Annotated in this window: 14 protein-coding genes, 1 tRNA gene and 1 pseudogene; 2 read left to right on the plus strand and 14 right to left on the minus strand. The window is 55.5% G+C overall.

Features of this window, described 5'->3' with window-relative positions; all coding sequences use genetic code 11:
* Positions 1–9: 9 nt before the first annotated feature.
* The 6 genes from rutG to rutA all read right to left on the minus strand — a co-directional run bounded on the left by rutG (position 10) and on the right by rutA (position 5,116).
* Positions 10–1,329 carry a pyrimidine utilization transport protein G gene (gene rutG / locus JEM67_RS09720; RefSeq protein ID WP_013812365.1) on the minus strand — a complete coding sequence of 440 codons (1,320 nt, stop codon included), beginning with the start codon at positions 1,327–1,329 and terminating at the stop codon, positions 10–12.
* 69 nt (positions 1,330–1,398) lie between these two features.
* On the minus strand, positions 1,399–1,926 hold the full coding sequence (gene rutF / locus JEM67_RS09725) for an NADH-dependent FMN reductase RutF (RefSeq protein WP_013812366.1): 528 nt from the start codon (positions 1,924–1,926) through the stop codon (positions 1,399–1,401).
* Positions 1,927–1,974: 48 nt separating this feature from the next.
* Entirely contained in the window at positions 1,975–2,814 is an 840-nt protein-coding gene (gene rutD / locus JEM67_RS09730) for a pyrimidine utilization protein D (protein WP_199635103.1), read from the minus strand.
* A gap of 24 nt (positions 2,815–2,838) precedes the next feature.
* A complete protein-coding gene (rutC, locus tag JEM67_RS09735) occupies positions 2,839–3,225 on the minus strand; it encodes a pyrimidine utilization protein C (protein ID WP_013812368.1) in 387 nt (128 codons plus the stop codon).
* Positions 3,226–3,269: 44 nt separating this feature from the next.
* Positions 3,270–4,016, minus strand: a complete 747-nt coding sequence (rutB, locus tag JEM67_RS09740) for a pyrimidine utilization protein B (protein ID WP_199635102.1) — start codon at positions 4,014–4,016, stop codon at positions 3,270–3,272.
* The gene (gene rutA, locus JEM67_RS09745) at positions 4,016–5,116 is read right to left on the minus strand and encodes a pyrimidine utilization protein A (protein ID WP_004942872.1); all 1,101 of its coding nucleotides are present in this window, start codon (positions 5,114–5,116) and stop codon (positions 4,016–4,018) included. The genes rutB and rutA overlap by 1 nt, the downstream gene beginning before the upstream one ends.
* Before the next feature lie 333 nt (positions 5,117–5,449).
* On the opposite strand from rutA, the gene rutR reads away from it, so the two are divergent.
* Positions 5,450–6,088: an HTH-type transcriptional regulator RutR gene (gene rutR, locus JEM67_RS09750; RefSeq protein ID WP_013812371.1), complete on the plus strand. Its 639-nt coding sequence runs from the start codon at positions 5,450–5,452 to the stop codon at positions 6,086–6,088.
* A 53-nt stretch (positions 6,089–6,141) separates the two neighbouring features.
* On the opposite strand, the gene cycA is transcribed toward rutR, so the two are convergent.
* Positions 6,142–7,542 carry a D-serine/D-alanine/glycine transporter gene (gene cycA / locus JEM67_RS09755; RefSeq protein ID WP_006324602.1) on the minus strand — a complete coding sequence of 467 codons (1,401 nt, stop codon included), beginning with the start codon at positions 7,540–7,542 and terminating at the stop codon, positions 6,142–6,144.
* Between the two features lie 349 nt (positions 7,543–7,891).
* Here cycA and JEM67_RS09760 point away from each other — a divergent pair.
* Positions 7,892–7,967, plus strand: a tRNA-Lys gene (locus JEM67_RS09760).
* 15 nt (positions 7,968–7,982) lie between these two features.
* On the opposite strand, the gene JEM67_RS09765 is transcribed toward JEM67_RS09760, so the two are convergent.
* From JEM67_RS09765 to JEM67_RS09795, 7 genes and pseudogenes are all read right to left on the minus strand, one after another.
* Positions 7,983–9,146, minus strand: coding sequence for a site-specific integrase (locus tag JEM67_RS09765; RefSeq protein ID WP_233527585.1), 1,164 nt, complete (start codon positions 9,144–9,146; stop codon positions 7,983–7,985).
* Between the two features lie 146 nt (positions 9,147–9,292).
* A pseudogene (locus tag JEM67_RS09770) lies at positions 9,293–9,370 on the minus strand (helix-turn-helix domain-containing protein); the annotation flags it as partial.
* Positions 9,371–9,560: 190 nt separating this feature from the next.
* A complete protein-coding gene (locus JEM67_RS09775; protein ID WP_199635099.1) occupies positions 9,561–10,199 on the minus strand; it encodes an MT-A70 family methyltransferase in 639 nt (212 codons plus the stop codon).
* A gap of 2 nt (positions 10,200–10,201) precedes the next feature.
* A complete protein-coding gene (locus JEM67_RS09780; RefSeq protein ID WP_199635098.1) occupies positions 10,202–10,384 on the minus strand; it encodes an ANR family transcriptional regulator in 183 nt (60 codons plus the stop codon).
* Positions 10,385–10,399: 15 nt separating this feature from the next.
* The gene (locus tag JEM67_RS09785; protein WP_199635097.1) at positions 10,400–10,789 is read right to left on the minus strand and encodes a hypothetical protein; all 390 of its coding nucleotides are present in this window, start codon (positions 10,787–10,789) and stop codon (positions 10,400–10,402) included.
* Positions 10,786–10,995 (minus strand): hypothetical protein, encoded by a 210-nt coding sequence (locus tag JEM67_RS09790; RefSeq protein WP_426406350.1) that lies wholly within the window; start codon positions 10,993–10,995, stop codon positions 10,786–10,788. Before JEM67_RS09790 ends, JEM67_RS09785 begins: the two co-directional genes overlap by 4 nt.
* Before the next feature lie 19 nt (positions 10,996–11,014).
* Positions 11,015–11,233: a hypothetical protein gene (locus JEM67_RS09795; RefSeq protein ID WP_199635096.1), complete on the minus strand. Its 219-nt coding sequence runs from the start codon at positions 11,231–11,233 to the stop codon at positions 11,015–11,017.
* Between the last annotated feature and the right edge of the window lie 114 nt (positions 11,234–11,347).

The raw sequence follows: 11,347 nt of genomic DNA on the forward strand, positions 1-11,347 counted from the left end.
CCCTCGGTGTCAACGTGCGGCGTTGTCCGCCAGCGGCAGGATTTTACGGTTGCGCAGCAGCGCATTCAGAATAATGGCGCCGAAGGTGGCGGTACCTATGCCCCCCATGGTGAAGTTGCCGATGGTCAGCGCAAAATCGCCGGCACCCAGCACCAGTGTTACGGCCACCATAATCAGGTTGCCGTTATCGCCCAAATCGACCTTGTTTTGCACCCAGATACGCGCGCCAGCAACGGCAATCAAACCGAACACCACCACCGAGGCGCCACCCAGCACCGGGCCTGGAATAGTGTGGATCAACGCACCGAACTTGGGTGAAAAGCCCAGAACAATCGCTACCGCCGCTGCGGCGACAAATACCAGGGTGGAGTAAATTTTGGTTACCGCCATTACGCCGATATTTTCAGCGTAGGTCGTGACCCCGGTGCCGCCTACCGAGCCAGACAGCAGGGTCGCCAGCCCGTCGCCGACAAAGGCGCGGCCGATATAGGGATCAAGATTCTGGCCGGTCATCCCCGCTACCGCTTTCACATGTCCGAGGTTTTCCGCCACCAGAATGATCGCCACCGGGGCAATCAACAGCATGGCGTGCAGGTTAAACACCGGCGCGGTGAACTGCGGCAGGCCAAACCAGGCCGCCTGGCTCAGCGCGCTGTAATCCACCGGCTTGCCGAGCCCAAAACCGTTGGTCACGACCACATAAATCAGGTAGGCGGCGATCAGCCCGAGCAGGATCAGCAGCCGCTGCATCAACCCGCGGGTGAATACCGCCACCGAACCGATACACAAAATGGTGACCACTGCCATCCAGCTGTCAAAATTGGACGCCGAGACGCTGCGTACGGCGATAGGTGCCAGGTTCAGGCCGATCGCCATCACCACCGCCCCGGTCACCACCGGCGGCATCAGGCGTTCGATCCAACGGGTGCCGACGCTCATCACCACAAACCCAATCAGCAGATACACCACCCCGCAGGCGATGATGCCGCCCAGCGCCAGCGCAATGTTGGGGTTCGCGCCCTGGCCGCTGTAACCGGTGAGGGTGATCACCAGCCCGACAAACGCCGCGCTGGAGCCGAGGTAACTCGGCACCCGGCCGCCGACCACCAGGAAAAACAGCAGCGTGCCGATGCCGGACATCAATATGGCCAGGTTGGCGTCAAAGCCCATCAGCAGCGGCATCAGCACCGTGGCGCCAAACATGGCCACCGCGTGTTGCAAGCCCATAACCAGCGTTGGCACCAGCGGCAGCCTTTCATCGGGTGCGACCACCGCACCGTCCAGATTGCCTTGCTTCATGCGCCATTGGGGAAACCAGGTATTCGCCATCGTCATCTCCAAAAACAGGGGGGCAGGTTAGAGGCGCAGGTGAGTGCGCGTTACGGCATTATCGGCAAATCATTGTTTCAATAACGGGTGATAGCGGCGATCGAAGTAAGCCAGCCCGTGGCTTTCGTCATTACGCGCCAGCGCCACCGCCTGACAGAACAGAATGTCATGGGTGCCGACGCTGACAATTTGGCTAATCCGACAATCGAAAGAGACCACTGCGCCATGCAGAATGGGGGAGCCGGTTGCCAGCGTGGACCAACGGGCGGCGGAAAAACGCATGTCCATCGGCGTTTTTCCGCCAAACAGATTCGACAGCGACTCGTGTTCTGCCGCCAGCGTATTGACGCACAGCGTCTGGTTTTGCTTGAACACCGAATACACCGATGCGGAGCGGTTCAGGCACACCAGCAGCGTCGGGGGCGTATCGGTAACGCTGCATACCGCAGAGGCGGTAAACCCGGCGCGGCCGGCTGGGCCGTCGGTGGTAATGATATTCACGGCCGAACCCAGGCGCGCCATCGCGTCGCGAAAGTCCTGTTTTTCTACGCCCTGTGGCACAAGTGGCGCGCTGGCAAGAAGGGTTTGGGTTTGCATACTTTTTCTCCTGTGGCTAGCCCATAGTGAAGGGCCTGGCGGTTGAACTCAGTGTTTCAGTCCTGTGGGCTCAAGCTGGGCGTCCGCAGGGCTGCAAGCAGACGACTGGCCGTGGGTTTTCAGCAACCAACCGAGCAGGATGCGATTAAAGTTGTCGGCATCCGTCACGCTCATGGCATGACCGCCGTACGCCATCTGCGCCAGTTCACCGAACGGCAGGCTCTCCGCCAGTTGATGCGAGCAGTGGTAAGGCACCAGCAAATCGTCGCGGGAGCACAGCGCTAGCGTCGGGGTGGAGATGTCCGCCAGGTGCGGGCGGAAATCGGTGTTCATCAGCGTACTCAGGCGGCGCAACAGGTTTTGTGTCCCCTGGAAATGCGCCACCTGATGCGCCAGCTCCTCATCCAGCAGCGCTTCGTGCCGCGACAACCAGTCGGCGGGGAACAAGAACAGTGGCTGGGCGCGCACGTAGGCTTCCACGCCGCTGTTGAGCAGCAGGTCCTGGCGCACTTTGAAGCAGCGCCGGGTCTGGTTGTCCAGCGTTGACCAGCCATTAACCACCACCAGTTTTGCGACCAGTTCCGGGTGCGTGAGCGCCAACTGCAGGCCTATCATGCCGCCAAGCGCGTGGCCGACGAAATAACAGTGTTCAACGCCAATCGAGCGCAGCAACTGCGCCACCTCATCCGCCATATCGGCCATGCTGTAGCCGGCCGGCACCTCGCCTTGGCTGCGGGCGGTGCCCTGATGATCGTAAACCACCACCCGGAAATGCTCGCTCAGCGCTTCAATCTGCGGTTGCCAGAAACTGCCTGCGCCGCCCAGACCGGCAGAGAGCACTACGGTGGGGGCGAGCGGGGTGTCTTTTCCCAAAATCTCAAAGTACATTCTCTATCCTCTGTGAATAAGGATTCAGCGGCCGATATGGGCCACGGTGGCAATTTCAATCAGTGCGTCCGGTTTCACCAACCCGCACTGAATGCAGTAGCGCGCCGGTTTGTCGCCAGGAAAATACTCCGCATAGACCTGATTGATGGCGGCATAATTTTGCCAGTCGGTGAGGAATATCGAGTTAAAGGTCACGTCATCCATGCTGCCGCCGGCGGTTTCTATCACGCTTTTAATGGTTTCCAGCACGTGGCGGGTTTGCGCTGCCGCATCGCCGACGTGGACCACGTTATTCTCTTTATCGAACGCCAGCGTACCCGAGACGTAAACCACGCCATCGGCCAGCGTGCCGGGGACGAACGGGGCCAGCGGTTTGCCGGTGCCCGGCGGCGTAATGATGGTTTTTGGCATAGTCTTGCTCCTGATGAATGATTAAAGGGTAAAGCAGGCAAAACTCATGCCGTTTGGCTGAGCGGGGCGATGAGCGCATTGCAGAAACTGTCGACGTCCGACACCCAACCAAAGAAGGTTTCGATGTTATACAGCGCCGCTTGCTGGGCAAACTGCGGCCCAGCCTGGTGAGTGGCGTCCGCCAGCACCACGCCGAAATATTCGAGGAAGAAGCCGTCGCGCAATGTGGATTCCACGCAGACGTTGGTGGCGATGCCGGTAAACACCAAATGGTGAATGCCGTAGGAGCGCAACAGACTGTCGAGTTGGGTATTGAAGAAGCCGCTGTAGCGCGGTTTCGGGATCACGATATCGCCCGGCTGCGGCTGCAGTTCGTCCACCAGATCGTAGTCCCAGTCGCCCTTGGCCAGCAGCTTGCCCATCAACTCCGGGCGTTTGCGCATGGTTTTAAGCGCGTTGGATTTATGCCAGTTGGGCGAACCCTGGCCGCCGGCTTCGACGTACTGATTGTCCCAGCCGTTCTGGAAAAAGATCACCCGGATACCGGCAGCGCGCGCGGCGCTGATGGCGCGTTTGATATTGGCGATCACCGGGGCGGTGGCCGAGACGTCAAAACCGGCGAGATCAAGATAGCCGCCCTGCGAAGCGTAGGCATTTTGCATATCGACCACGATCAGCGCAGTTTCCTGCGGCGCAAAGGCGATGCTCTCCGGGCGCGCGGGCAAGGTGACGGTGGCGCCGCTTTCCGGTGACTGGCGGCGTACCACCGGCTGGTTTTCAACAATTTTCATCAGGCTACCTCACGGCTTTCAGCGGTTTTTGGGCAAACGTCGGCGCGGCTTTTCATCAGCGGCTGTATGCGCTCGCCAAAGTCTTCCACCCCTTTCACGAAGTCATCGAAGGTCAGCAGCACGCCTTCGGTGCCGGGCACGGTAGCGATCTCATCCATCATGCGCGCCACGTTGGCGTAGGAACCGACCAGCGTACCCATATTGATGTTGACCGCCGAGGTCGGGTCTGCCATCTGGCGCACGTTGGTGTCGGCACCGGACTTAGTGTCCTTACCGCTTTGCTCGGTCAGCCAGGCCAGCGCTTCGGTGTCGGCACCGGCTTTATAACTTTCCCATTTGGCGCGTGCAGCCTCATCGGTCTCATCGGCAATGATCATGAACAGCACATAGCAGGCGACGCTGCGGCCTTCGGTGTCGGCGGCGGTTTTCAGCCGGGCTGCCGTCGGTGCGAAGGCGGTCGGGGTGTTGACGCCCTTGCCGAAACAGAAGTTGTAATCGGCGTATTTGGCCGAGAAGGCCATGCCGGCGTCACTCTGCCCGGCGCAGATGACCTTGATGTCCGCCTGTGGCTGCGGGCTGACGCGGCAGTCATCCATTTGGAAGAACTCGCCTTTGAAGTCGGACTTGCCGGTGCCCCACAGATCGCGCAGCACCTTCACGTATTCCGCCAGGTAGTCGTAACGGCGGCCGAAGTAATCGTCGCCCGGCCACATGCCCATCTGCTCGTATTCCGGTTTTTGCCAGCCGGTCACCACGTTCAGGCCAAAGCGCCCGTTGGAAATAGAGTCGATGGTGGAGGCCATCCGCGCGACGATCGCCGGCGGCATGGTCAGGGTCGCTGCGGTGGCGTAGATCTTGATGCGTGAGGTGACTGCGGCCAGCCCGGCCATCAGGGTGAAGGACTCCAGGTTGTGATCCCAAAACTCGGTTTTTCCGCCGAAGCCGCGCAGTTTGATCATCGACAGAGCGAAATCAAAATTGTAATGCTCGGCCTTCTGCACGATGGTTTTGTTGAGTTCAAACGTCGGTTTGTATTGCGGAGCATTGCTGGAAATCAGCCAGCCGTTGTTGCCGATCGGGATAAATACGCCAATTTTCATTTGAACACCTCGGGTCTGCGAATGGGACGGTTCACGCGCTGCTTGAATGCTTCCTGCGGGTTCCAAATTGCGCGGCGCTTGCCAGGGTGTTGCAAACACAGTGCCAGTTTTTAAAAGGGTATATTTATCAATAAATTGGTGCTGGTGTGTGATCGGGTTGTTGAGTGAATGGTCCAAAATAGACCGTTTGGTAAAAAATATGTGCACAAAAATCAGGCGCAGCTGCCCGTAAAAGGTGCAAAAAATCCCCCGAAAGGCGTAGGTAAATGCGTGGGTTTCACTCAGTGGCTTTGTTATGCTGATGGCCGAATCAGGTGACGCCAAGGAGCTGCAGTGAAGCAACAACCCGTTAAACCGCCTACGCGCCGCTCGCGCGCGGTGGCCGCAAAACGCAGCACTATCATGGATGCGGCACTGGAGTTTTTCTCGCTGTACGGTATTCACGGCACCAGTCTGGATCAGGTAGCGGAGCGTGCTGACGTGTCCAAAACCAATTTGCTTTATTACTTCCCTTCGAAAGAGGAACTGTACGTTGCGGTGCTGAAAGGCATCCTCGACGTGTGGCTGGCACCGCTAAAAGCGCTGCGCGCCGATCAGGAACCCTTGCAGGCCATTCGCGAATATATCCGCCTTAAATTGGACGTGTCCCGCCATCACCCGCAGGCTTCGCGGCTGTTCTGTCTGGAAATGATCCAGGGCGCTCCGTTGCTGAAACTGGAGTTGCAGGGGGGATTGAAGGCGCTGGTGGACGAGAAATCCGCGATGATCGAGCGCTGGATAGCCGAAGGCCATATCGCGGCGGTGGAGCCGCATCACCTGATCTTTATGCTGTGGGCTACCACTCAGCACTATGCGGATTTTTGGGTGCAGGTAGAGGCGGTGACCGGCAAAACGTTGGACGATGAGGCGTTCTTTCAGCAGACGGTGGAAAACGTGCAGCGGGTGATTATCGACGGGATACGCCCGCGTTAATCGTCTAAAGAGGAGGAAATGCAGGGGGATAAGCGATTATCCCCCGGTCGTTTTTAGGCGGTTTTTTTCTTGCGCAGGAACACGTAAGACAAACCGAGCACCACAAACCACAGCGGCGTGACGATCAGCGCCTGGCGGGTGTCATCGCGCAGCGACAGCAGCACCAGCACAAACACGAAGAACGCCATGCACACCCAGCACATCAGCTTGCCGGCCGGCATCTTGTAGATCGATTTCTGGTGCAGCGCCGGGCGTTGCTTACGGTAAACCAGATACGAACACAGGATAATGGTCCAGACAAACATAAACAGAATGGCGGAGACGGTGGTCACCAGCGTAAACACCGTCATTACGTTCGGGATCAGGTAAATCAGCACCACGCCGCCCAGCAGACAGATGCAGGAGAAGGTCAGGCCGTTAGCCGGCACCGCCCGTTTGGACAGATTGGCGAACGACTTCGGCGCATCGCCTTCCTGCGCCAGACCGAACAGCATGCGGCTGGTGGAGAACACCCCACTGTTGGCGGAAGAGGCGGCGGAGGTCAGCACCACGAAGTTGATCACGCTGGCCGCAGCCGGCAGGCCAATCAGCACGAACAGCTCAACGAACGGGCTTTTATCGGCAACCACAGAATTCCACGGCGTGACCGACATAATCACGATCAGCGCGAACACGTAGAACATGATGATGCGGATCGGAATGGAGTTGATGGCGCGCGGCAGCACTTTTTCCGGATCTTTGGTTTCAGCCGCGGTGGTCCCCACCAGCTCGATGCCGACAAAGGCAAACACCGCGATCTGGAAGCCGGCGAAGAAGCCGCTGATGCCTTTCGGGAACATGCCGCCGTCATTCCACAGGTGTGAGAACGACGCTACGGTGCCGGTAGGGGACTGGAACTGCATGGCGATCATCACCAGTCCGGCGACGATCAACCCGACAATGGCGACGATTTTAATCATCGCAAACCAGAATTCCATTTCGCCAAACATCTTCACCGTCGCCAGGTTCAGGCCCAGCAGCAGTAACACGCACAGCAGCGAGGCGATCCACTGCGACAGCCCGGGGAACCAGAACTGGGCGTAGGCGGTGATCGCCACCACGTCGGCGATGCCGGTGACGACCCAGCAGAACCAGTAGGTCCAGCCGGTAAAGAAACCGGCCCAGGGGCCGAGCAGATCGGCGGCGAAATCGCTGAAGGATTTATATTCCAGGTTGGAGAGCAGCAACTCGCCCATGGCGCGCATCACGAAAAACAGCATAAAGCCGATGATCATGTACACGAAGATGATGGAAGGACCGGCCAGACTGATGGTTTTGCCGGACCCCATAAACAAACCCGTGCCGATAGCGCCGCCGATGGCGATCAGTTGAATATGTCGGTTAGTTAGGTTTCGCCGTAGATGATCTTCTGACGCAGGCGTTGCGTCTGTGGCTATTTTGGAGTGATCTACCATCTGATGATGTCCTGTTTTACCTGTCATGGGTGAAATAGCGAGCTCTGAAGTGGCTCTTTTTTATACGATTATCCGGTTGGCCCGGCTTTAGTAAGGTAGTGCAATAACGCCACCTTTGTGCAACATGTTTACAACATTTATGCGAGGGATAAAAGTCGATTATTCTTTACACCGAGGAGGCAAATCGGACGTCTTGGGGGCGGAAGATTACTCCTCGTGATAGCAGATTAATAGCCCTAAGTAGCCTTATCTTGTTGATAAAAAAGAGGGTTGAAAATATCGCATGAGAAAAAGTAATGCGTGTGAGCGTTTGACATTGATAGCGGGGAGGCGAATAATTTAACCCGTTGGGTCGTTAGCTCAGCTGGTAGAGCAGTTGACTCTTAATCAATTGGTCACAGGTTCGAACCCTGTACGACCCACCATTAAAAATCATACGCTTAGCTGTTATTTGTCCCCTCCGATTTTTCAGTGTGGGACAAAATTGGGACACACTCTGCAAAAATTGCATCGATTTGGCGGGAATGTTCAGTTAAGTGATCTGGCGCAAGGTGGGCATACCTACGCACCATTTCTATCGATTCCCAACCGCCCATTTCCTGCAAAATTGATAATGGGACTCCTGCTTGAATTAACCAGCTTGCCCAAGTGTGTCTTAAATCGTGAAATCGGAAGTTTTCGATACCTGCGCGTTTTTTCGCCAGCCGCCAAGCAGTATTCGAATCAACGCGCATTTTCCTCATTGCCGGTGCAACTGTTCCATCAGAACGCGTCTTGGGTTCGGTATGAACAAACACCCATTTACTATGGCGACCAATCTGGTCACGCAGAACTTTGCAAGCTATATCGTTCAGGGCAACGCCAATTGCCCTGGTCGATTTGCTTTGCTCTGGGTGTATCCAAGTTACCTTCCTTTGCATGTCGATCTGCGACCACTCAAGGTCGAGAATATTCGAACGCCGCAACCCGGTAGCCAGTGCAAATTTAACAACTGATTTTAATGGCTCAGGACACTCGTCTATTAGACGCTGTGCTTCATGAGGTTCTAGCCATCTAATCCGCCTATTCTTCGGTTGGGGGATTTTGATGATTGGAGCTCTGTCTAACCATTTCCATTCTCGCTCTGCGGCTCGTAAAAGGGATTTCATAAAAGCCAGATAAGCAGCTTTAGTAGAAGCCGTAACAGGCTTGTGCTTGAACTCCGGGGCCTCCTTGCCTTGTTTAGCCATAGACTCAGCGCGTCTGCGCCAGTTCTCATAATGCGTACGGTTTGTCATTTTGCTAACGGTCGAATATATCTTCGCTTCCGTGATATTCTTCAACTTCACACCTTCAAAACAATTCAGCCAGAAGCCGATTAGCACCTTGTCCGTGTCAATCGACTTCTTGTCTGCTTTCTCCTCAAGCCAGCGCAAGCAGGCTTCCTCGAACGTCACATCCGGCATTTCTCCCAGACGATTTATTCTCCAAAGCTCTGCTTTTCGCTTGTCGTGCAACTCCTGAGCTTGGCGTTTGTCCGTTGTGCCAAGGCTTTCCTTAATTCGCTGGCCGCCCGGTTGCGAGTAACTCGCGTACCAGGTTTCACCTCTACGGAAGATAGACATGGTGTTTCCTCTGTCGCATCAGCCGCACTCACGGGCACAGTGTGGATCGGAATATTGAGTGCGGCAATACATGCATTTCTTGTGATGAGGTAAGGGGATTTCGGCTTGGTTGGATCTTTGCGGGTGGCTGTTAGCCTTCCTGATCGAATCCACGCGGTTAGTGTTGGCGCGGACACTCCCAGGAAAGCGCAAGCCTCCTCCCTCGTAAGGCTGTATTTATCCATAGCTATCTCTCAATAAACCGCCCATTAAGAACACCTATGGTGTAGTTGAAGAGCGGCAGGCTAATGCCGATCAATTCAAGCGGCGCATAGTGTTTCATGATGATTGGGCGGGATAGGGTATCGAACGGAGTTTTGGGTGATAATTTAATTGCGGCGTGCAGTTCGTGATTGCAACGCCTTGCTGCAGATCTCAGAGCGTTTTGCTGAACGCTGCCGGTATCAGGGTCAAGCTGTTTACTGGGCATTCATTCCCCCAATGGTCCCAGCCTGGCGCGTCACCACGGCTGAATAGTTCTACTCTGGACACGTCGCCATAAAGCAGCTCAAGACGGCGGCGCACTTCCCACGGTTTTTGACTGTGTTCACCAAGGCAACTGAACACCACCTGCTTTATCGAAGCGCTGGCGCGTTCAATGCCCTGGCCGCGAACGGCGATCAGCACATCTTCAGAATTGGCGCGCGTGTAGTTTCCGCCATTCATCCGGGTTTCGGCGTTGAGCATGTCGAGCAGGTCGGTGAAGTCGAAGATAATTTGTTGCGTTAGCGCCTTGTTGAATCTGACTTCAGCCTGTTGGTTCAACTTCACCCAGGTGAAGGCTTTCATTGTTCTAACGCTGAAGCCCCACGCCTCAGCCAGAGCGATCGCCTCTTGGCTATGGTTGCCGGTGTACCACATTGCCAACACACTATCAGGCGCAGCGAGCGCCCATACAGGGAGATGCTTTAGATCGGCCATTGTCATCGTGGTGTAGTGGTTTTCGGCTGCGCCATTACTGACAGTGTTTCCGTAACTCCACGGCGGGTCGGCATAGATGAGTTGATAGGCCATCGCTATCTCCCCCAGTGCCGTGCAACAGCGTTGACGCAAAACTCAATGCGGATGTTCACCCATACAGCATCAACTGCACGAGCTACGCCGAGAGCCTTTTTCCATAATTCAGCGGCATCTGCAAAATGAGCGCGGCGTTCTGCCTCGGCTGCTTGATGAGCCAAGTTTTTATATCCAAATGTCATAATGATGCTCCGGTGTTAGTAGGTGCGTTGGCGGGTTACTGGCGCTAAAAGCTGGTTGAATTGCTGAACGAGCAGGATCTGTCTGACAACTGCTGGTGGTTCACTGCGAATGTAGCTATCGGTGATTTTGTCCCGGAGTTTTTCCGACGGTGTTTTTGAATGTATTTTGTATCGGGGGTCTACCGATATGACCTTCAGCGCCTTCTGTCGACTTCTGGCTATGTAGCTGTCACAAACAACATGATTAGACTCGCAAATTTGCCTCCTCAGTGTTCTGATGATTTTGATGTCAATTTTCGACTGGGGAAATGCGTTTTGCAAAACCTCCATGTGACCGGCAACGTCGTAATAACCTGCGTCCTTTACCAGAAATTGCAGGAAGTCATAATTGTTTTTTTCGCTCACTTCTTTATCTCCACGTTGTATTTTTCGTGACTCATAATTTTCCATGAGTGACCGTTGTCTTTTGATAGCAGACGCCAGCAGCGGGCCACTGGTAGCGTTAAGTGACTGTGTTGGTATGTTCGGGTGGGTGTCTTTTTGCCCTCTCTGAAGGCGTACAGAACCCCCTCAGCTTTGATGCTGATTCGTTGCGGAATTCGTGGTTTCATTTTTACCGGTGGGGAGTGGTTATTTGGTGGTTGGGGCCCAGCAGATTTTCTTTATGTCAGGGCGGCGAACGCGTTCAACAGCTTTTTCTTTTTCCAGCTTCATCAGGCGCTGGCGGATGGATTTACCCGTCATGCCGCGATATCCGGCACATCGTAGGAGGTTGGCGACCGAATCAGGGGTTGAACCGGTTACACTGAGCCGAGCAAGAATTTCGTTATCGTCGGGCGTCAAGATCATGCGATTCCCCCTGATCGAACATAATTCGTGAATATTTTGCGTCGCTCGAAACCTCAAGCCAGCCCTCACAGCGCTCATCTGTACGCCAGCTAGTCCGCCCGTTGTGCTGGTATT

The organism is Serratia sp. PAMC26656 (assembly GCF_016469055.2).
GTDB classification, from domain to species: Bacteria; Pseudomonadota; Gammaproteobacteria; order Enterobacterales; family Enterobacteriaceae; genus Serratia; species Serratia plymuthica.